Source organism: Thioclava dalianensis, assembly GCF_000715505.1.
Classification (GTDB): domain Bacteria; phylum Pseudomonadota; class Alphaproteobacteria; order Rhodobacterales; family Rhodobacteraceae; genus Thioclava; species Thioclava dalianensis.
Genome location: NZ_JHEH01000007.1, coordinates 38,481 through 58,955, shown reverse-complemented (window position 1 = coordinate 58,955; position 20,475 = coordinate 38,481). Strand labels below are relative to the sequence as shown.

General features: G+C 64.8%; 21 protein-coding genes, 1 tRNA gene and 1 pseudogene. 7 read left to right on the top strand and 16 right to left on the bottom strand.

Going from position 1 to position 20,475, the window contains the following annotated elements:
* Nucleotides 1-24: 24 nt before the first annotated feature.
* The 11 genes from DL1_RS07935 to DL1_RS20825 all read right to left on the bottom strand — a co-directional run bounded on the left by DL1_RS07935 (nucleotide 25) and on the right by DL1_RS20825 (nucleotide 10,939).
* Nucleotides 25-972: a 2-hydroxyacid dehydrogenase gene (locus DL1_RS07935; protein ID WP_038064629.1), complete on the bottom strand. Its 948-nt coding sequence runs from the start codon at nucleotides 970-972 to the stop codon at nucleotides 25-27.
* Nucleotides 972-1,307 (bottom strand): tRNA-binding protein, encoded by a 336-nt coding sequence (locus DL1_RS07930; RefSeq protein WP_038064626.1) that lies wholly within the window; start codon nucleotides 1,305-1,307, stop codon nucleotides 972-974. Before DL1_RS07930 ends, DL1_RS07935 begins: the two co-directional genes overlap by 1 nt.
* A complete protein-coding gene (gene proC, locus DL1_RS07925) occupies nucleotides 1,304-2,116 on the bottom strand; it encodes a pyrroline-5-carboxylate reductase (RefSeq protein WP_038064623.1) in 813 nt (270 codons plus the stop codon). The genes DL1_RS07930 and proC overlap by 4 nt, the downstream gene beginning before the upstream one ends.
* A 29-nt stretch (nucleotides 2,117-2,145) precedes the next feature.
* Nucleotides 2,146-2,649, bottom strand: coding sequence for a type III secretion system chaperone family protein (locus tag DL1_RS07920; protein ID WP_038064621.1), 504 nt, complete (start codon nucleotides 2,647-2,649; stop codon nucleotides 2,146-2,148).
* Between the two features lie 709 nt (nucleotides 2,650-3,358).
* A tRNA-Ala gene (locus tag DL1_RS07915) sits at nucleotides 3,359-3,434 on the bottom strand.
* A gap of 86 nt (nucleotides 3,435-3,520) precedes the next feature.
* On the bottom strand, nucleotides 3,521-4,648 hold the full coding sequence (locus tag DL1_RS07910; protein WP_245739555.1) for a TFIIB-type zinc ribbon-containing protein: 1,128 nt from the start codon (nucleotides 4,646-4,648) through the stop codon (nucleotides 3,521-3,523).
* 155 nt (nucleotides 4,649-4,803) lie between these two features.
* Entirely contained in the window at nucleotides 4,804-5,946 is a 1,143-nt protein-coding gene (locus tag DL1_RS07905) for an SPFH domain-containing protein (RefSeq protein ID WP_038064619.1), read from the bottom strand.
* Nucleotides 5,947-5,960: 14 nt separating this feature from the next.
* The gene (locus DL1_RS07900; protein WP_038064616.1) at nucleotides 5,961-6,926 is read right to left on the bottom strand and encodes a DUF2927 domain-containing protein; all 966 of its coding nucleotides are present in this window, start codon (nucleotides 6,924-6,926) and stop codon (nucleotides 5,961-5,963) included.
* Entirely contained in the window at nucleotides 6,926-8,101 is a 1,176-nt protein-coding gene (locus DL1_RS07895) for a toxic anion resistance protein (RefSeq protein WP_038064615.1), read from the bottom strand. The genes DL1_RS07900 and DL1_RS07895 overlap by 1 nt, the downstream gene beginning before the upstream one ends.
* Before the next feature lie 53 nt (nucleotides 8,102-8,154).
* Entirely contained in the window at nucleotides 8,155-9,048 is an 894-nt protein-coding gene (locus DL1_RS07890) for a 5-bromo-4-chloroindolyl phosphate hydrolysis family protein (protein WP_038064613.1), read from the bottom strand.
* Nucleotides 9,049-9,250: 202 nt separating this feature from the next.
* Nucleotides 9,251-10,939 (bottom strand): pseudouridine synthase, encoded by a 1,689-nt coding sequence (locus DL1_RS20825; RefSeq protein ID WP_156022722.1) that lies wholly within the window; start codon nucleotides 10,937-10,939, stop codon nucleotides 9,251-9,253.
* Nucleotides 10,940-11,063: 124 nt separating this feature from the next.
* Here DL1_RS20825 and DL1_RS07880 point away from each other — a divergent pair, with 124 nt between their 5' ends.
* The 5 genes from DL1_RS07880 (at nucleotide 11,064) to DL1_RS07860 (ending at nucleotide 14,273) form a co-directional block, all read left to right on the top strand.
* Complete coding sequence (locus tag DL1_RS07880) at nucleotides 11,064-11,513, top strand: nucleoside deaminase (protein ID WP_038064611.1); 450 nt, start codon at nucleotides 11,064-11,066, stop codon at nucleotides 11,511-11,513.
* 130 nt (nucleotides 11,514-11,643) lie between these two features.
* Nucleotides 11,644-11,919, top strand: coding sequence for a hypothetical protein (locus DL1_RS07875; RefSeq protein WP_038064608.1), 276 nt, complete (start codon nucleotides 11,644-11,646; stop codon nucleotides 11,917-11,919).
* Nucleotides 11,920-11,984: 65 nt separating this feature from the next.
* Entirely contained in the window at nucleotides 11,985-12,428 is a 444-nt protein-coding gene (locus DL1_RS07870) for a PaaI family thioesterase (RefSeq protein WP_038064605.1), read from the top strand.
* The gene (locus DL1_RS07865) at nucleotides 12,425-12,940 is read left to right on the top strand and encodes a PaaI family thioesterase (protein WP_038064602.1); all 516 of its coding nucleotides are present in this window, start codon (nucleotides 12,425-12,427) and stop codon (nucleotides 12,938-12,940) included. The genes DL1_RS07870 and DL1_RS07865 overlap by 4 nt, the downstream gene beginning before the upstream one ends.
* Nucleotides 12,933-14,273 (top strand): MATE family efflux transporter, encoded by a 1,341-nt coding sequence (locus tag DL1_RS07860; protein WP_038064600.1) that lies wholly within the window; start codon nucleotides 12,933-12,935, stop codon nucleotides 14,271-14,273. Before DL1_RS07865 ends, DL1_RS07860 begins: the two co-directional genes overlap by 8 nt.
* Before the next feature lie 5 nt (nucleotides 14,274-14,278).
* Here the strand turns inward: DL1_RS07860 and DL1_RS07855 are convergent, their stop codons facing one another.
* Both DL1_RS07855 and trpS read right to left on the bottom strand, forming a co-directional pair.
* Complete coding sequence (locus DL1_RS07855; protein ID WP_038064597.1) at nucleotides 14,279-15,175, bottom strand: lytic transglycosylase domain-containing protein; 897 nt, start codon at nucleotides 15,173-15,175, stop codon at nucleotides 14,279-14,281.
* Nucleotides 15,176-15,290: 115 nt separating this feature from the next.
* The gene (gene trpS / locus DL1_RS07850) at nucleotides 15,291-16,331 is read right to left on the bottom strand and encodes a tryptophan--tRNA ligase (RefSeq protein WP_038064595.1); all 1,041 of its coding nucleotides are present in this window, start codon (nucleotides 16,329-16,331) and stop codon (nucleotides 15,291-15,293) included.
* 122 nt (nucleotides 16,332-16,453) lie between these two features.
* On the opposite strand from trpS, the gene DL1_RS07845 reads away from it, so the two are divergent.
* Nucleotides 16,454-17,140 carry a rhomboid family intramembrane serine protease gene (locus tag DL1_RS07845; protein WP_038064594.1) on the top strand — a complete coding sequence of 229 codons (687 nt, stop codon included), beginning with the start codon at nucleotides 16,454-16,456 and terminating at the stop codon, nucleotides 17,138-17,140.
* Between the two features lie 65 nt (nucleotides 17,141-17,205).
* Here the strand turns inward: DL1_RS07845 and DL1_RS07840 are convergent, their stop codons facing one another.
* The gene (locus DL1_RS07840) at nucleotides 17,206-17,643 is read right to left on the bottom strand and encodes an IclR family transcriptional regulator (RefSeq protein WP_051693421.1); all 438 of its coding nucleotides are present in this window, start codon (nucleotides 17,641-17,643) and stop codon (nucleotides 17,206-17,208) included.
* Nucleotides 17,644-17,949: 306 nt separating this feature from the next.
* Nucleotides 17,950-18,384 (bottom strand): DsbA family protein, encoded by a 435-nt coding sequence (locus tag DL1_RS07835; RefSeq protein ID WP_051693420.1) that lies wholly within the window; start codon nucleotides 18,382-18,384, stop codon nucleotides 17,950-17,952.
* A 92-nt stretch (nucleotides 18,385-18,476) separates the two neighbouring features.
* On the opposite strand from DL1_RS07835, the pseudogene DL1_RS22235 reads away from it, so the two are divergent.
* A pseudogene (locus tag DL1_RS22235) lies at nucleotides 18,477-18,659 on the top strand (response regulator); the annotation flags it as partial.
* A 262-nt stretch (nucleotides 18,660-18,921) separates the two neighbouring features.
* Here the strand turns inward: DL1_RS22235 and murJ are convergent.
* A complete protein-coding gene (gene murJ / locus DL1_RS07825) occupies nucleotides 18,922-20,475 on the bottom strand; it encodes a murein biosynthesis integral membrane protein MurJ (protein WP_038064592.1) in 1,554 nt (517 codons plus the stop codon).

Genomic DNA, 20,475 nt, shown 5'->3' with positions numbered 1-20,475 from the left:
CAGTCCCGCCAAGGAGGGAAAAGGTCAAGGCGTGACGCGGTTGGGCGGCACGCGCCCATCCCTGAAGGCGATCAGATTGTCGAGCGCCATATGGCCCATCGCATCGCGCACCTCAAGGGCGGCGGTTCCAAGATGCGGCAAAAGCGTCACGTTCTCCATCGCGCGCAGGGCTTCGGGCACTTCGGGTTCGCGCTCATAGACGTCGAGCCCGGCCCCGGCGATCGTGTCCGACTGCAGGGCGACAATCAGGGCGGCTTCATCGACGATATCGCCGCGCGCAATGTTGATCAGATGCGCGTGCGGCTGCATCTGCGCGATCTGTGCCGCCCCGATCAGGTGATGCGTGGCAGGGCTTGCGGGCACTGCGATCACCACGAAATCGGCCTGCGCAAGCAGCGTGTCCTGATCGACATGGCGCGCCGGGAAGCCCGGATCGGTGGGGCTGCGCTTGGTGTAGAGCACCTCCATGCCGAAGCCGAAATGGCAGCGCTTGGCGATTGCGGTGCCGATCCGGCCCAGCCCGATGATGCCCACCGTTTTGCCTGAGACGTGGGTGCCCAGAAACTGCGTGGGCGTCCAGCCGGTCCAATCGCCACGGCGCACGAAGCGCTCTCCGGCACCCGCCCGTCGCGCGCTCATCAAGAGCAGCATCAGCGCGATATCGGCGGTGGCATCGGTCACAGCACCCGGCGTGTTGGAGACGGTGACACCCGCCTCTGTCGCCGCCGCGACGTCGATATGATTATAGCCCACCCCGAAATTTGCGACCATCTTGGCGCGCGGAGCCCCCGCGAACGCCTCGGCGCTGAGCTGATCGCCCAGCGTGACCAGCAGCGCATCATGCGAGGCCAGTGCGGCACGCGCCTCTTGCGCGTCCATCGGCGCATCGCCGTTGCGGAAGGTCACGTCGAATTCGGCCGCGACGCGGGCCTCGACCTCGGGGGTGAGTTGGCGGGTGACGAGCAGTTTCATCAAAACAGCCGCCCCCCCAATGGCACATCCTGACCGGGACCGATCAGCACGACCTCGCCATCGGCATCGGGCACGCCAAGGACCAAGGCCTCGGACATGAACGGGCCGATCTGGCGCGGCGGGAAATTAACCACGCCCATCACCTGCCGCCCGATCAGCGCCTCGGGCGTGTAATGCCGGGTGATCTGGGCGGAGGATTTCTTCACCCCGATCTCATCGCCATAATCGACCCAAAGCTTGATCGCGGGCTTGCGGGCCTCGGGGAAGGGTTCGGCGCGGGTGATCTTGCCGACGCGGATGTCGAGCTTGAGAAAATCGTCAAACGAGATGGTCATTTTCCCAACTCCCGGTTGCGCGCAATATTTGCGGCCACCGCGCGGCGCATCAACGGGCGCAGGCCGGTCTCTGGATCCATCAGCACCTCAAGCGCCGCCGCCGTCGTGCCACCCGGCGAGGTGACATTCTCACGCAGCGTCGCGGGGGTCTCGGGGCTGTCCTCGGCCAGTTGCCCGGCACCGCCCACGGTCGCTTTCGCCAGTTGAAGCGCGAGATCGGCGGAGAGCCCCTCGGCCTCGCCCGCCGCCGCCATCGCCTCGATCAGATGAAACACATAGGCCGGGCCCGAGCCCGACACCCCGATCACGGCATCCATCTGATCCTCTGCCTCGAGCCGGACCACCTGACCCACGCCCTGCATCAGCGCATCGGCGGTCTCCAGATCCTCCGGGGTTGCGTTCGGATTCCCGACAATGGCCGTGACACCGCGCCCGATGGCGGCGGGCGTGTTGGGCATCGCGCGCACCAGCCGGGTTTGATCGCCCAGCATCCGCTCATATCCCGCCATCGTGATGCCGGCAGCAACAGTCAGAAACAGCGTATCACCCTTGGCCATCGCCTCAAGTTGCGGCAGCGCATCGGCCATCATCTGCGGCTTCACGGCCACCAGCACCACCGCCGGACTGTCGGGCAGCGTGCCGTTGAGCTGGACATTCGTGCTCTTGAGCCAGTCCGAAGGGTGCGGATCGATCACGTGGACGGAATGCGCGGGCAACCCGCCCGACAGCAGCCCCTGCAGGATTGCGCCGCCCATGCGGCCACAGCCCAGAATCACCAGACCACGTTTGGAGATTGTCTCGAAACTCATGTTACCCCCTATTTGGTTCGGGGGGCAGACTAGGCGCGGCCATAGGCCTCCGCAATGGCCACTTGCATCGCATCTTCGGGCGCGCGCTCACCCCATGTCGCAAGCTGGAAGGCCGGGTAGAACCGCTCCGAGGAGACCACGGCGGCCCCGATCAGCCGGTCGATCTGCTCGGGCCCGGGCAATTGCCCGCCCGAGAGCACCAGCCCGTGCCGCCAGACCATCAGGCGCTGATCGGCCCAGAAGGTGAAGGCCCCGGTCCAGACCCGGTCATTGACGCGGTTGAGCAGGTCATAAAGCGCGGGCTCCCGTGCGACGGGCGGATCCATCTCGAAGGTGCTGATCAGGCGCAGGGTCTCGTCGGAATCCGACCATGCGAGCGTGATCGAGTAGCTCCGCCACTGACCCTCGACGGCCATCGCGATCTGATCGTCGGTCACCCGGTCGAATTCCCACGCATGGGCTTCGGCCAGCGTCTCGACGATGTCGATCGGATGCAGCTCCTCGACGTTCAGATAGTCTTCGCTCAGTGCCATGCTCGTATCCCCCTGCCTTTTTTTGGCGCCCCGAGGTGCAGCTCCCCTAAGGCTCGTCGGCTATACAAGGAAAGGCGTATGAGGCGCCGTCCCCTACCACATATCGTGTGGCCAAGGGCGCGCCCTGTAAAGCAATTTCTAGTGGATAACCCGGGGGGCAGACACGAAATCTGGGGATAGACTATCCACAGTCGCGCCGCGGCTTTGTGTCGGAAATCTTTTAAGTTATTGATTTATTAGATGAAATTTTCCCATATCTCCGTTGGGGCTGGATACTGCAAGCCAGAGGGACCGCACCACTCGCAAATCGGATCCTGAGCGCCGTCAAAATTCCATAGGTCTCATTAAAATGCCGATTTGAGCCCGTCGCGAAATCTTGCGGCCTCGGCTATGAGCCAAGCCTGTACGAGGAGATCGAGACCGATTGCTTCGATGACGGCTTTAGTCCGGGCCTGTGCATGTTCGATCGCGGATCGGGGCGATGAGACCGTCGAGGCAGCCCGAGGCATTGGCTATGTGGATCGTCCAAGTCATTGAGCCGGAATGTAGAAAACCGCTCGGGTCGATCAATGTCACCCACGCAGAAATCCGCTTCGAGTCGTAGCGCTGCCGGCGAGTCAAAGGGCTGATTCCCAAACCGATCAACTGCGCGCAGCATGGCCTCTGACCCAACGGGCAAAACTATCTGGCGCTTTCAGGAAAGACGGCTTGGTGGAGCTGAGGGGGATCGAACCCCTGACCTCGTCATTGCGAACGACGCGCTCTCCCATCTGAGCTACAGCCCCTCACCGTGGCGTTTTTCTTGCGCAAGGCAGGCGCCTTGTCAAGCGGGGCCACGGCGGGGCTGTGGAATTTCCTGTGACCGCTCCGCTCAGCGCGATTGGAAATAGGCGATGGCGCCGATCACGATCACGGCCGCGACGACGGCTGCGGCGATTTTCCAGGCGGACCACGGGCGGTCGCCCTTCACCCGTCCGGTCTGAGCATTGACCACAAAGCGGTAGGAGCGCCCGCGAAACTTATAGGCGGCGGTCCAGACGGGCAGCAGGATATGCTTGAAGGTCTCGTCCGAGAAATGCGGCTCCATCGCGCCAATGCGCTGCTCGTCGCCCCCGATATCGCGCCGGATGTCGGTCTGGATCACTCGCACCATCTCGGCCTGAGCGGTGTGGTGGCCCTCATGCAGCTCGACCGTGTAGCCCTCGGCGGAAAACCCGGCCAGATAATCGCGCTGATAGGGGGTCAGCGCGGTCAGATCCCACGGGCGCAGCGCGTCGATATAGGGCGGCGGGAGCGAGCGGGCGGCATAGATCACCACATCATCGAAATCCCGCGCGACCTGTCCCGAGACCGGGGTCCAGATGATGCGCCGGACCTGCTCGGTGCGCGGCCCCTTGTCGGTCTGGATCGTGCGGGTCTCGTAATAGGCATCCCCGCGCTGGCCGGTATAGCGCGTGCGGGTCACGGCATCGAAGGTCCAGAACGGCGCGTAGATCCCGTTCATCGCGCGGCCCCGGCGGGCATATTGTGACAGACCATTGGGGGCAAACCATAGCGAGCCCAGCCATTTCGAGAGCGCCGCGCGCGCATCTTGCTCGGTCAGTTGGAACGGCAGCACCCCCTGTGGTTTGATCAACCGCCGCGTGCCGGTATCGGTAACCACGGGGCTGGCACAGAACGGGCATTCGGTCGCGTGTTGCCCGTTTTGCATCTCGATCGAGGCGCCGCAGCTGGGGCAGGAGACCGAGCGGTGTTCCTCCATGTCGGGGGCGGGCAATTCGCGGGCCAGCGCATCTTGCAGCGGGATCTCTCGGAGTTGGGCTTGCCCGCGGCCCGTGGCGGTCGGGATGTCTTGCACATGGCCACAATGATCGCAGACCAATCGCGTGTCGCCCGGCGCAAAGCGCAGGTCAGCCCCGCAGCTTTCGCATTGATAGGTGTTGTGCCCCGTGGGGTCGTCCGGCGTGGATGGATGTCCGACTTTCGGGATCGGCGTCATCGGTTGGCCCCCTTCGGAATTGAGGAGAGGCAGACCGACGGTGCACCGTTCGAGCGGGTCGCGATCCGGTCATCCGCGTCACAGCAAAGCCCGAGGGCCGACGCGAGCGCGAGTCGGGCGTGGGAGAGCTCAAGCATATCCGGTCCTTGAACGTCTCAGCCTGCGGGGGGCGGGGGCGGCGGGGCGATGGTGAAAAGCTGTGCAAGCTCGGTCACATCCTCGGCGCGCATCCAGCCATCCTGACCGGGCGTCCACACGAGGCTGTCACGTGTCAGACCGCCCTCCGAGACCATCCGGCCCAGATGACCGCGCCCAAAGGGGCCTTGTGTCTGGCCGTTGACCGCCAGATGCCAGACCTTCTCAACCGGCGGAGGAGGCGGGGGCGGCGGGGCGGCGGCTGCAGGCTGCGGGGCGGGTTGCGCCGACGGAGCGGCCCCCCAAGGGCCCGCCATCTGGCCGCCCATCGCCATGCCCATGCCAGCCCCGATGCCCGCGCCCATCGCGGCACCCATGCCCGCACTTGCGCCCGATCCGGGCTGGCCCATCGCCTCGGCGGCGTTGAACTGCATGTATTTGTTCAGATCGCCCACGATCCCCATCGAGGTGCGCTTGTCGAGCACGGCCTCCACCGCCTCGGGCAGCGAGATATTCTCGATATAGAACTCCGGCAGGCTCAGCCCGTAATCGGCGATCGTGGGCGCGATGGCCTCTGCCACCAGCTTGCCCATATCGCCCGTATTGGCCGCCATATCCAAGACCGGCACGCCCGAGCCTGCAATCGCGCGCGAGAATTCCTGCACGATCACGTTGCGCAGCTGGTAGCTGATCTCATCTGCGGTAAATTCGCCATCCGTGCCCACGATCTCGGTCAGGAATTTACCCGGATCGCTCACCCGCATCGAATAGGTGCCAAAGGCGCGCAGCCGCACCGGCCCGAATTCCGGATCGCGCGTCATCACCGGGTTTTTGGTGCCCCATTTGAGATCGTTGAACCGCGTGGTGGAGACGAAATAAACCTCGGATTGGAAAGGCGATTTGAAGCCATGATCCCAGTGCTGCAGCGTGGTCAGGATCGGCAGGTTGTTGGTCTCGAGCATGTAGAGGCCCGGGCCAAAGACATCCGCCAGCTGGCCCTCATGGACGAACACCGCTGCCTGACCTTCGCGCACCGTCAGCTTGGCGCCGTATTTGATCGCATGGCCCTCACGCTCGAAGCGCCAGACCATCGTGTCACGGGTATCGTCGGTCCAGCCGATGACATCGATGAACTCACCCGAGAGGAAATCCAGAATGCCCATGTCTTACGGTCCTTTCAGCTTTCACCCGCCATCATTTCGGCGGCTATGGTTTCAACGATCGGACGGGCCGTCGCCTCGGTCATACCCGGGCGCAGGCGCGGATCGTAGAGCATTTTCAGCAACATCTCGTCATGATGCGTGAGCAGCGAGAATTCTTCGTCATCGTTAAAGATCGAGGGGCGCGCGCGCGGGTAGTCATTGGCAAGCCCAAGACCCTGCGCCAGTTCCTCGTGGATGCAGCTGGTGCGCAGAGCGGGCGGATGCTCGCCCCGGATCACTGCGACCGCCTGACTGTAGACCGCGCTGTCGCCTTGGGAGAAGGCAAAGACCACGCAATAGGTCGAGAGCGGCAGGTCGGTGATCGCATCGACCGAGGCCGCGTCGATTCCGGGGACCAATTGGCGCAGGCGCGGGGCAAGGTTGCGCCGCTCATCCTCGTTGACGAAAAAGACGTGGAAATTGCCGCCGCGCGCGACGGTGCGGACCGGATGGCCCGAGGCCCGTGCAAGCTGGCCCGCATAGGCGCCGACCTCGGCGCGGTCAGAGGCGCGATCCTTCAGCGGGATCGAGGCGCCGAATTCCAGCTCCATGCGCACCGGAGCCTCCCAGCGGCGCAGTTTCGAGACGGTCTGACGCGCCACGAAACCGCCGCGCGAGGGTGCATATTCGTCATACAGCGCTGTGTGGATGAAATCGCGTACCAAAAGCCGCTGATTGAAGGGCGCATCGCGCGGCGCCACATCGGTGCGCAGCAGGCCGCGCCCCTCCATCTCGGCGGTGACCTTGGTGTAGTAGCTTTGCATCTCGCGCGACAGCTGGCTGCGCGGGGCCACCTGAGAGCTGGCCAATCCGCTGGGCGCAGGGGTCGGGCGCGGTGCGCTTTTGGGGGCATTGGGCGAGCCCATCATCGCATCGCAGCCCGCGACCGCGAGACATCCCGCGATCCCGAGCACGATGCGCAGGGCACGCCCAGCTCTCATCAGACGGCACCGCCTGCCTGTTTGGACGAATTCGCCGCCGCAAGCGTATGGCGCAGCTTGCCTTCCAACTCGACCAGATCCTTTTCGGCATCCGCCCGTTTGCGCTTGCCCTCATCGGCGATGCGCAAGCTGTCCTCGATGGTCGCAATCAGGTCGGCATTGGCTGATTTCACTGCCTCGATGTCGAACACGCCGCGCTCCATCTCGGTGCGGATCTCGGCATTGGCCTCGCGCAGGTTCTTGGCATTGGCCTTGAGCAGCTCATTGGTGAGGTCATTGGCCTCGCGCACCGCACCTGCGGCCTCGCGCGAGCGCTGGATCGTGACGGCCTGCGCAAGCTGGGTCTCCCAGAGCGGCACCGTGTTCACCAGCGTCGAATTGATCTTGGTGACCAGCGATTTGTCGTTTTCCTGCACCAGCCGGATCGAGGGCAGCGATTGCATGGTCACCTGCCGCGTCAGCTTGAGGTCATGCACCCGGCGTTCCAGATCGTCGCGCGCGGCGCGCAGATCGCGCAGGGCCTGCGCGTGCAGCACCTTGTCGGCCTCGGGCGCATCGGCCACAGCCTGTTCCATCGCGGGGATCTGGGTGGCGTCGATCTCGCGCAGCTTTTCTTCGCCCGCCGCGATGTAAAGCCCCAGCTCATTGTAGAAATTCAGCGTCTTGTCATAGAGCAGATCAAGCGACTTGATGTCCTTGAGCAGCTTGTGCTCATGGCTCAGCAGCGTGTCGGTGACCTTGTCGATCTGGCCTTGGACCTCTTCGAACCGGGCGACGAAATTGGCAAAGGGGGCCGCGCGGCCCAACAGTTTTTCCCACCACGAGCGGTTGCGGCGCACATCCAGCTCGCTCACCGAAAAGCCGCGGATCGTGGTCACGATCTGGCGCAGGCTGTCTCCGGCGGGGCCGACATCCTTGTTTTTGACACCCGAGAGCATTTCCTGGCTGATCGATTGCAGATCGCTTTGTGCGCGCGCCCCGAATTGCACGATCGAGGTCGTGTCGGTCATGTCCAGCTCGGCCATCCGTTGGCGGATGCCTTCGGCCTCTTGCGGGGAGGCCTGTTCCAGCGGGGTCACGGCTTCGGCCGGGGCCGGTTCGGGCAACACCGCACCGCTGATCCCCTCAACTTCGGTCATCAACTTGCTTGCCTCTGTTCGGGTCGTTTCGGTCATCGCAGGCCTCCTTGCGGCAATCGGGGCGTTGGCCCGACGTCAATGCGTGAGTTTCACCCCTGCCGGGGCGCGGGCGCAAGCCCTTCTCGCGAGAGCCGGTCGCGCAGAACCTCGATTTCGATATCGAGCCCCTCGCGCCCGTCTTCGAGCATTTGCTTGGTCCGGGCAGTGAAATTGGCTTCCAGATCGCTCAGCAGCGCCTCGTAATCGCGGCGCGCCTCTGCATCGCGGGTGTTGCGCCACAGATCGGCGAATTTCACCGTCGCATCGCGCGCGCCCTCTAAATAGACGGTCATATAGCGCCGCGCGGTGGCCAGATCACCGGGATCTTCCTCGACCACGCGGAAGAGATCGCGCGCGGTGGTCTCAAACCGGGCGACCCGCTCGATCAACTGGCGTTCTCCGGTCGGCGTGATGGCCGCGCGCATCGCGGCGAGATAGGCCTCGCCCTCTTTGACCACGCGCTCGACGCGGTCGCGCTGGAACGTATCGACCCCCTCCATGCCCTTATCCTTGAGCGGATCAAGCCCGAAGGCCACCAGCGAGATCACCGCGCCCACGACACCGATCACACCTGCCCCGACAAGGCCCAACTGCGGGGCCTGAGCGCCTACCGCAAGGCCCAGACCAAACACCACAGAGCCAAGGATCTTGCGCGGAAAGGCGGGTTTGCGCGCGGCGCTGCGTGCCACATAGGCGAACTCGGCGCGCAGGCCTTCGCGCAGGGTCCAGCAGGCGCCCGCGATCAGCGCAAAGGCCGCCAGCGCGCGCACCAAGGCGAAAGGCCCATGCCCGAAAGCGCCCAGCAGGAAGGGCACAGCGGCCAGCGTGATCCAGAGCGGGCGGCTTTCTTCGGGGTGACGGGCCTCGGGGCGCCGATGGGCCGGGATCGGCCCGTGCTCGGGCGTGCCATTGGGGGAATATTTGCCACCAAATCGTTGCGCCATCACACGCCCCCTGTCAGCGCGACCGAAAGTGTCAGCGCGATCATCAGCCAGAAGGCGATCCGTTTTTGAGCGTTTCGTGACATGCACAGCCTTTTGGGGTGCGCGATGATCTCCCGCGCCTCCCGATATTTATAAGTATCCCGGCGGGTTTGTGCCAGAGGCGGGATATGAAATTCGCGTAAACCCGCCGAAGGGGCAAGCCTCAGGCCTGCCCCCGGAAGAGAGGCGCGCGGGCCTTAGCCGCGCGAGCCGCCGCGCGGAGGCTTTCCGCCCATGCGCGGGCCGGGTTTGCCTGCAGGGCGACCTGCGGGTTTGGGACCGCGCGCACCGCCGTTTTGATGCGACTTGAACCCCTCGGAGCGCCCCGGACCGCCCGGCTTGCCGCCTTGCGATTTGAACCCGGCCGAGCGCGGCTTGTCGCTGCGCGGACGGTCGTCACGATCCTTGTTGAAGCGCGGTTTGTCGCCGCGCGGTGCATCGCCACGCGGCTTGAACCCGCCCGAACGTCGCGGTCCTTGTTGAAGCGCGGTTTGTCCCCACGCGGCGCATCGCCCCGCGGTTTGAACCCACCCGAGCGCGGTTTGTCATCGCGGCCCCGGTCATCACGATCCCGGTTGAAGCGGGGCTTGTCGCCATAGGGGCGGTCGTCGCGATCCTTGTTGAAGCGGGGTTTGTCGCTACGCGGAGCATCGCCACGCGGTTTGAACCCGCCCGAGCGCGGCTTGTCATCGCGGCCCCGATCGTCCCGATCCCGGTTGAAGCGGGGCTTATCGCCATAGGGGCGGTCGTCGCGGTCCTTGTTGAAGCGCGGTTTGTCCCCACGCGGCGCATCGCCCCGCGGTTTGAACCCACCCGAGCGCGGTTTGTCATCGCGGCCCCGGTCATCACGATCCCGGTTGAAGCGGGGCTTATCGCCATAGGGGCGGTCGTCGCGGTCTTTGTTGAAGCGCGGTTTGTCCCCACGCGGCGCATCGCCCCGCGGCTTGACCCCACCCGAGCGCGGTTTGTCATCGCGGCCCCGATCGGCCCGATCCCGGTTGAAGCCGGGGCGCTCGCCAGTGGGGCGCGGACCACGCGGGCGGTCGCCGCGCGGGCGGTCCCGATGCGGGCGCTCGTCTTCCTCATTCTCAGGAGCGATGCCGGTCAGCAGACGCTCGCCCAACTGATCGCGCAGCATCCGGCGGCGCACCTCGACGACATCGCCGGTCTTCATATCCATCAGGCGGAACGGCCCGTAGCTCAGGCGGATCAGGCGGTTCACAACCAGCCCGACCTCGGCCATCGCGCGGCGGATCTCGCGGTTCTTGCCTTCGCGGATGCCCACGGTGAGCCACGCATTCGCGCCTTGCTGACGGTCGAGCGAGATTTCCATCGGCTGGAAGTCCTCGCCATCAATGGTCATGCCTCGGCGCAGCGGGTCGAAAGTTGCCTCGGTCGGGCGCCCGTTCACGCGCACGCGGTATTTGCGCAGCCAGCCGGTCTCGGGCAGCTCAAGGCGGCGTTTCAACCCGCCATCATTGGTCAGCAGCAACAGGCCTTCGGAATTGAGATCGAGACGGCCGACATTGAGAACGCGCGGCATGCCCTCGGGCATCTCGTCAAAGATCGTGCGGCGGCCCTGATCGTCCTTCTCGGTCGTCACCAGTCCCAGCGGCTTGTAATAGAGCCACAGCCGGGTTTCCTGCGGTGCGTCAATCGGCTTGCCGTCGATGGTGATCTTGTCTTTGGGGGCGACATCGAGCGCGGGGCTGTCGATATCCTTGCCGTTGACCGCAACGCGGCCCGCGATGATCATCTTCTCGGCGTCGCGGCGCGAGGCCACGCCGGAGCGCGCGATCACCTTGGCGATACGCTCGGAACTGGACGGTTTGGGGGCGGGGGTGTCATTCATGACGAAAATCCTTCTATGGGAGGGGGCGCCGGACTCACTCGGGTGCCAAGGCGCCGCATCTACACCCATCGCGCCGGTTTGGGAAGTGGCTTGATCGCGCCGCGCGGGCAGGCGATGAAGGCGCATGGAGTTTCGGTCTTTCATGCAACAGGCGCTGGAGGCGGCCCGCGCGGCGGGCACGCGCGGCGAAGTGCCGGTGGGCGCGGTGGTCGTCTCGCCCGAGGGGCGGGTCGTGGCCGTCGAGGGCAATCGCACCCGTGCGCAAAGTGATCCCACCGCCCATGCCGAGATCCTGGCCCTGCGCGCGGCCTGCCGGGCTGCGGGCTCCGAGCGGCTGCCGGGGTATGATCTCTATGTCACGCTCGAGCCATGCCCGATGTGTGCCGCAGCCATCAGCCAGACCCGGATCGCGCGGCTCTATTACGGGGCGGCGGATCCGAAATCGGGCGGTGTGGCGCAGGGGCCTCGGGTGTTTGCGCATCCGCAATGCCACCACGTGCCCGAGGTCTATGACGGGATCGGCGCGCGCGAGGCGGAGGGGCTTCTCAAGACGTTTTTCGCCGCGCGCCGCTAGAGCTTTCGTACTCCCCTCAACGCGGCTCAATCGGCGCGCGTCTGGACAAATCTTCTCAACCGTGCGACATCGAAGTTGTTGACCTTCTTGGTCAATCTCCCACATGACCCCAGACGGAAAAGGAGCCCAGATGCGTTTCGCGCAGATGCGTCGTGCCGGTGGTATTGCGGCCTATGAGCAAGAGTTGAAATGGATCGCGCTTGCGCTTGGCGTGGCCTCGACGATCGCGATTGTGCAGAACTGGTATCCGCTCAACCTGTTTCTCAGCCTGCCATTTTGCGTGATCTGGATCTATTTCGCCTGGCTGCATACCGAGCGGCAGCTCAAATATGTGAATATCCTTTTCACTGGCTTTTATATCTACGGCATCGCGCGTTATTTCGTGACCGGGTCCGGGCTGGGCTGAGCCCACTTGCACCGCCTGCGCAGAGCGGGAATAGTCGGGCCATTCTCACCTGAGGGACCGATTTCATGACCAGCCCAGACCAGAGCATTCTCAAACAGGCCAGGCAGTTCATTGAGGCAATCCCACATGCCCACGCGCTCGGGATGGTGCTGGACGAGATCTCGCCGGGGCAGGCGGTGCTCTCGATGCCTTATGACACGAAACTGGTGGGCGATCCGCGCACGGGGGTGATCCATGGCGGCGCGGTCTCGGCGTTGATGGATACCTGCTCGGGCGCCGCCGTGATGAGCCACCCCGACGCCGCAGCCTCTACCGCGACGCTCGACCTGCGCATTGATTACATGCGGCCCGCGACGCCGGGGCAGCGGATAACCGCGCGCGCCGAATGCTATCACGTCACCCGCTCAGTGGCCTTCGTGCGCGCCACGGCCCATGACGAGCAAGAGGGGCTGCCGGTCGCCACCGCCACCGGAGCCTTCACGGTTGAGCGCCGGGGGGGCCGCACATGAGCCGCCCCAAGCCCGAGCCCGTCCAGCAGGTCAAGCAACGCCGCGACAGTGCGCTCAGCGCGCTGGTAGAGGGGCTGCCCTATGCCCGCTTTCTGGGGATCACCTTTGATCGGCGCGGTGACGAGCTGACCGGCATCCTGCCCTTTGCCGATCAGCTGATCGGCAATCCGGTGCTGCCCGCGCTACATGGCGGCGTGACAGCGGCGTTCATGGAGGTCACAGCGATCATCGAGCTGAGCTGGGCCTATCTGTGGGAAGATATCGAGGCCGGGCGGATCGACGCGCAGGCGCTCGATCCGATGCGGCTGCCGCGCCTGCCCAAGACCATTGATTTCAGCGTGGATTACCTGCGCTCGGGGCTGCCGCGCGATGCCTATGCGCGCGCCCGCGTCAATCGCTCCGGGCGGCGCTATGCCAGCGTTCACGTCGAGGCGTGGCAGGACAATCGCACAAGGCTCTTTGCACAGGCGACGGGCCATTTTCTGATGCCGCCGCGGGATTCCGATGAGTGACATCACGCATGCGCGCGTGTTCAAGATCGCGCTGCCCATCGTTCTCTCCAATGCGACGATCCCGATCCTCGGCGCGGTCGATACCGGCGTTGTGGGACAGTTGGGCCTGCCCGCGCCGATTGGTGCGGTGGGGATCGGCGCGGTCGTGCTCACCTCGATCTACTGGATCTTTGGCTTTCTGCGGATGGGCACGACCGGTCTGGTCAGTCAGGCGCATGGCACGGGCGACAGGGGCGAGGTCTCGGCCGGGCTGATGCGTGCGCTGTTGATCGCGGTGACGGCGGGGCTTGCGCTGATTGCGCTGCAAGTGCCGCTGTTCTGGGCGGCCTTCAAGCTCGCGCCTGCCTCCGATCAGGTCGAGAGCCTTGCGCGCGATTACCTGCAAATCCGGATCTGGGGCGCACCGCTCACGATCTCGCTTTATGCCTTCACCGGCTGGCTGATTGCGCTGGAGCGCACGCGCGGCGTGCTGGTGCTGCAAGTCGCGATGAATGCGCTCAATGTGGGCCTCGATCTGTGGTTCGTGCTTGGGCTGGGCTATGGCGTGCAAGGGGTGGCGGCCGCAACGCTGATCTCGGAAATTGGCGGCGTGGCTATCGCGCTTTGGCTGACGCGCTCCGCCTTTGCCAACGGACTTTGGCGGGCGCGCGCGATCTTTGACCGGCTCAAACTGACCGAGATGGCCCGGGTGAACACCGATATCATGATCCGCTCGGTCCTGTTGCAGGCGAGCTTCACGACCTTCCTGTTTCTCGGGGCACGGCAGGGCGATGTCACGCTCGCGGCCAATCAGGTGCTGCTTCAGTTCCTGCAGATCACGGCCTTTGCGCTCGACGGCTTTGCGTTCTCCGCCGAAAGCCTTGTCGGTCAGGCGCTGGGCGCGCGTTCCGTGCTGCGGTTGCGCCGCGCCGCGATTGTCTCCTCGCAGCTTGGCATCGCGATGGCGGTGGCGATCGGGCTGGTCTTCTGGATCGCAGGTCCTGCCATTGTCGATATCATGACGACCGCGCCCAATGTGCGTATCGAGGCGCGCGCGTTCCTGTTCTGGATCGTGCTCGCCCCGGTCATCGGCGGGCCGGCCTGGATGCTGGACGGGATCTTCATCGGGGCGACGCTGTCGCGCGAGATGCGCAATGCGATGATCGGCTCGGTGCTGGTCTATGTGCTCAGCCTGATGATCTTTGTGCCGATCTTCGGCAATCACGGGCTGTGGGGGGCGCTGATGGTGCTCAACGCCACGCGCGGCGCGATGATGGGGCGGCTCTACCACCGGGCCGAGGCGAAAGCGCTGCGTGCGGCGGCGGTCTTTGGCGCGCGGTTGCAGCCCGGCTAAGCGCCTCAGTTCCCGATCATCTTGCAAAACCCGCCCTGCGAACGCAGCGCGTTACATAGTTTGAGCGCCGCCTCGCGGCTCTCGGCGGGGAGCTGTGCCGTATATTGCGCGCGCCGCCCGAAACCGGGGATCGTGGCGCGCACAAAGCGCAGCTTGCTCGCATCGATCAGCGCGCTGTTGCGCCGCGCCGCCGCGCGTCCGAAGTTTTGCGCGATCCGCGCGCTGCGCCCGGCGGCCACGATCACGCCCCAAGGCGGTACCGGGTCGCGGAACTCGCGCAGCTTTTGGCTCTCGGCCTGCTGGGTGCAGGCGCGCAGAAACGGCGTGTCACCATCGAGCCGATAATCGACAGCCTCGGGGGCATTATCGCGCCAGTCTTCCGCCGAATGGCCGGTGATCGCGCGGACATAGGCGATTGTCTCGCCCGCAAGCCCACCTCTCCCTGCGATGAAATTGCGCGCCCGATCCTCGCCGCCATTATAGCCGACCGCCGCCAGCCCGAGATTGCCGAAACGCGCGCGCATCTCGGCCAGATAGCGGGCCGAGGCCTCGATGGCCTGCGCCGGGTTATAGGGATCGGCCAGCCCGCGCAGCTTGGCCGTGCCGGGCATGAACTGCGCGATGCCCTGCGCGCCTGCCGGGCTCAGAGCCGCCGGGTCATAGCGGCTCTCGCGCCAGAGCAGCCGCGCGAAATAGCCCGGATCGAGACCGGCCTCGTCTGCGGCATGCGCAATCAGCGCGCAGGTGTCGGGGATATAATGCGCCACACCGATGCAGCGCCTGCCATCCACCGTGCAGCGCAGCGCAGGTGCGGGCGGGCCGACAAAGCCGCGCGCGGTGCCTTGCGCCCAAACCGGCGCGGCACAGAGCAGACAGGAAATGGTGAGAACCCAGCGCAGCATGATCGAATCCTAGCCGCGAACGGGCAGGGCGACAATTCACCGATCACGCGAGGGGGCCGCCTGCAAAACGCCCGGCGAGGGAGGGCCTCGCCGGGTTTGACGCGGTCTGCGTGGATCAGCGCGAGCGCACCATGCCCATGATTTCGTAGGTCCGCTCGACGATGGGCCGGGCAATCGCATCGGCCTTGTTGGCACCTTGGCCCAACACAGCGTCGATCTCGGCGGGGTCCGCCATCAGCCGCCCCATCTCGGTGCTGATCGGGGCCAGCTTTTCCACGGCCAATTCCGCCAGCGCGGGTTTGAACGTGCCAAAGCCCTTGCCGCCATACTCCCCCAGCACCTGCGCGGGCGTCATATCGGCCAAGGCGGCATAGATGTTCACAAGGTTGCGCGCCTCGGGGCGATCCTTGAGCCCGTCGATCTCGGAGGGCAGTTCCGCCGGGTCGGTGGTGGCCTTGCGGATCTTCTTGGCGATCGTGTCGGCATCGTCGGTCAGGTTGATCCGGCTGGCATCGGAGGGGTCGGATTTTGACATCTTCTTGGTGCCATCGCGCAAGGACATGACGCGGGTGGCGGTGCCTTCGATCAGCGGCTCGGGCGCGGGGAAGAACTCGACCCCGAAGTCATGATTGAACTTCGCCGCAATGTCGCGGGTGAGTTCGACATGCTGTTTTTGATCCTCGCCCACCGGCACCATCGTGGCGTGATACAGCAAAATATCGGCGGCCATCAGAGCCGGGTAGGCGTAAAGCCCGAGGCTCGCTTTCTCGGCGTTTTTGCCCGCCTTGTCCTTGAACTGGGTCATCCGGTTCATCCAGCCCAGACGCGCGACGCAGTTCAAAAGCCAGGCCAGCTCGGCATGCGCGCCAACCTGAGACTGGTTGAACAGGATCGAGCGCTGCGGGTCGACGCCCGAGGCGATGAAGGCCGCCGCCGCCTCGCGGGTCTGGCGGCGCAAGGCTTCGGGATCTTGCCACACGGTGACGGCATGCAGATCGACGAGGCAATAGATCGTCTCGATCCCCTCATCCTGCTTCATCGCAAAGCGCTTGAGTGCGCCCAGGTAATTGCCAAGGGTCAGCCCACCGGAGGGCTGAATGCCCGAAAAGACGCGCGGTTTGAAATTGGCGTTGATCGGGGTGTCTGTATCGCTCATCTGTCTGCTCCTGAGACGGTGCGGGGGTTGGAGGCCCGCACGGGGGTGGAATTCCGCCTTGTGCTCGCTTATCGCTATTGCGCGCGGGGCGTCAACCAAACCCGCGCATCAAGGAGCCTTTCATGCATCCCGGTTACGACGAACATCCGATCAATCCGCTCCCCCCCGTGGTCTGGCTTCTCGCCCTGCCGATCATCGCAACCGAGCTGTTCTTCGCCTTGGGCTCGACCGGGCTGATCGGAGGTGGGGCGGCTGCCGGATGGCGGCTGGATGCCTTGCAGACATTTGCCTTCTCGCCGCAGGTGATGCGCGCGATGGTGGAGACGGGCCAATATCCGCCCCAGCAGCTCATGCGTCTCGTGACCTACCCCTTCGTCCATGGCTCTGTGACGCAGGCGATCTTCGTGCTCGTGTTCCTGCTGGCGCTCGGCAAGATGGTGGGCGAGCTGTTTTCGAACCTCGCCGTTGCGGTCGTCTTTCTCGGCTCAAGCGTGATCGGGGCGTTTGTCTATGCCGCGCTGCCCTTCACGCAGGCCGGTCTCTACGGAGGCTATCCCGGCGATTACGGGCTGATCGGTGCGTTCACGTGGATCTTGTGGACGCGGCTTGCGATGGAGAATGCGAACCGCTTGCGGGCGTTTTCGTTGATCGGGGCGTTGATGGGCATCCAGCTGATCTTCGCGGCGCTGTTTGGCGCGCGGCCCGACTGGCTCGCCGATGTCGTGGGCTTCGTTGCAGGCTTCGGTCTGAGCTTCTTTGTGGCGCCGGGCGGCATGAGACGCGCGCTCGAGCGGCTGCGGCGACGCTGAGCCGGCGGGCTCGGCTACGCTCCGCTGGGCCTCTAAGGTGAGGTCGTTGGTTCGGGCCTGCGATCTCAGGGCAAAAATTGTGACAATTTCAATCCCGCCTCGATCAGTGTCGTTCTGTAATTGTCATAATTCTCAACCGCATCGGCTTTAAGCGCGACGATACAGACGGGTGCGATGCAGGTTCCTTTGCGGTCGTAAACGGGGGCAGCGAAGCAATGGGTGAAGGTGTCCACGATACTGTCAAAAGAGAACACACGCTCCAAATGGGCACGGCGTATCTGGGTGAGATATGTTTCCGTATCGAGCCGATGTCCATCGGGCATCGCAAAGTTTTCGGGGGGAACCAGATCGAAGATTTCCTGATCGCTGAGGCTGCCCAGCAGGAGCCTGCCCGAGGCAGTCCAAGGAATTGGCGTGCGCGCCCCGATATCGGCGCTGATGCGGAATGGGCGACTGCCCTCGCGTTGCAGCGAGCGGTATATTTGTTGCCGTCGAGCATGCAAGATTGCGAGGTCTCCTTGGTCTTTTCGGTGCTCTCACGCAGCGTGCCTTCTGCCTTGCGCGTCAGATCGAAATGGTCGCGATAGGCGCGCCCAAGGAAATAGAGACGGCGGCCCAGAATTACCGTTCCGGTCTCATCTGCTTCCTCAAGCATCCCATCTGATAGAAGCACACCGACCAGATCATAGACGGTTGATTTCGGTGCGCCGATGACAGCCTCTTGAGCTACAATATCGCCGGACCGGAAAAGCTCGGGCGGCTGACTGGATGAGACGCTGTCTGGCGCTGCGTTTTGTGTGCTTCTCGGCTCAGGGCGCGATCACCCCGTGTATATGAAATGTCGTTTCGTCACGATCAGCGCGGGCATGCAGATCCGGATCTCGGCAACTCGCGTGGGCCGCCCGGATCGCACTCCGCCGGGTCTTGGCATCGACCGCGCCCGGATGGATGCCGCGCCCGATGATATAGGCGGGCGTGCCTTGCAGCCCGTTCGCGGTGGCTTGCTGGGCGTTGCGAATGAGCAAGGCGTCGATCTTCTTGCGGTCGGATTTGTAGCGCGTCTCGGCTTCTTTCAGATCGATGCCCACTGCGGCGAGTGCGTTGTCGATCTGCGCATAGCTAAGCCGGTCCGCCGTCGCCATCAGCGCCGCGAGAGCGGTCTTGTATCCGCCCAGCTTCTGCGCACCCGGCACCAGTTGCGCGGCATAGACCGAAGGGGCGCCGAAGATCGGCCAGTCTTTCATGACGACGCACAGCTTGGCGGGAGGGTCGTGCGATCATGCTGGCTGATGGCCCTTGGGCCGGCTTCACAGCCGATGTGGTGGCCTGTCTTTAGGATGCGGGCGCGGCGCTGGCCGCGAACGACTACGCCGCCCTCGTGCTGGATCTGATGCTTCCCGATGGTTCCGGGCTCGATCTGCTGCGCGAAAGGCGGTCGGGGCGGGCGGCAGTGCCGGTCCTTTTGCTGACCGCGCGCGATCAGGTCGAAGACCGGGTGGTGGGGCTCGATGCCGGGGCCAGAACCACCTGCGCGCCAAGCTCGGTCGCGACTTCATCGCCTTTGCCGCACATGAGATGAAGATGCCGCTTGCAGGGCTGAAGATCAAGCCCATATCACGCTTCCTCCCGCGCAAGAGAGTATCGACAGACCGGGAACAAGTTAGGCGACGCTGCGTCGCCCTCGTCCGAGGTCGGTAATCAGCGGTCGGGCAGGGGGCGCTGCCCCCTTTTCGGCTGCGCCGAATTCACCCCCGAGGTATTTTGGCCAAGATGAAGGGGGCTTACATCCCGCCTTTGCCCCGGCGCATCGCGGCGCGGAAATCGCTGAGATGCACCGCGCCTATGGCAATTGCTGTGCCAAAATAGACGGCCATGCCGCCGATCACCAACCCGAGCATGGACAGCCCGCGCAGGCCCGGTGTGGTGAAGGCTTGTGGCACGCCATAGCAGACCGCCCAAACCGCAGCCCCCATCACCAGACCCGAGATGACGATGCGGGGAACGCGGCGCATGAAGCGGGCGTCGAACCGGGCGGACTCGCCCATGGTGCGCGCGCCGAACCAGAGCTGCGCGACCATCGCCCAACCGGCCAGCGTGGTGCCGATGGCGGCTGATAGGAAGCCCACGAACGGGGCGAGGCCGACTGCGATCACCGCATTCACGACCAGCGCCACGACGGCGTAGTTGAACGGTGTGCGGGTGTTTTCGCGCGAGAAATAGAGCGGTTGCAGGACTTTTTGCAGCACGAAGGCCGGAAGTCCCATCCCGTAGATCGCCACCGCCCAGGCTGTGGCCACCGCATCCGCATGGGTGAAGCGTCCGCGCTCGAAAAGCACCGAAGTGATCGGCAGGGCGGCCACCAGAAGCGCGATCGCGGGGCCAATGGTAAGCAGCAGTGCAAACTCGCCCGCACGTGAGAAGGAATAGCGACCGCCCTCGGAATCGCCCGCCCGCAAGCGGCGCGACAGGTCGGGCAGCAGCACCACGCCGATGGCGATGCCGACGACGCCCAGCGGGAGCTGATACAGCCGGTCGGCATAGTTGAGCCACGCAATGGCGCCGTCGAATTGCGAGGCGACCTGACGGCCCACCAGCAGGTTGATCTGCACCACACCGCCTGCAAGCATCGCGGGGATCGCGATGCGGATCAGACGCTTCATGTCAGGGCTCAGGCGCGGGCGGGCTGGCACAATCTTGAAGCCTGCGCGCCATGCGGCAACCCAGACCAGCGCAAGCTGTGCCACGCCCGCAATCGGGACGGCCCAGGCAAGGGCGATGCCGATCGGCCAGCCGTAGTGATCGGCCAGCACCAGCGAGAGCACGAAGGTCACGTTGAGCAGCACGGGGGCTGCGGCGGCGGCGGCGAAATGGCCCGCCGCGTTGAGCACGCCCGAGAGCAGTGCGCCCAGCGAGATGAACAGGATATAGGGAAAGGCGATGCGGCCATATTGCGTGGCAAGGGCGAGGCGCTCATCGGCGGCAAAGCCCGAGGCCATCGCCAGCACCAGCCAGGGCATCGCGAGATTGGCAATCACGGTCAGCACGATCAGGATCGAGGCAAGCCCGCCCATCGCCTCGCGCGCAAAGCCTTGGGCATTCTCGCCGCCCTCGAGCTTTTTCGAGAAGATCGGGATGAAGGCGGTATTGAACGCGCCCTCGGCGAAAAACCGGCGAAACAGGTTGGGCAGCGAGAAGGCGATCAGGAAGGCCTCGGCCACCGGGCCTGCGCCCAGATAGGCCGCGATCATCATGTCGCGTGCGAATCCGAGGATACGGCTCGCCATCGTCCAGCCGCCCACCGTGAGGAAGCCGCGCACCAATCGGATCGGTTTCAT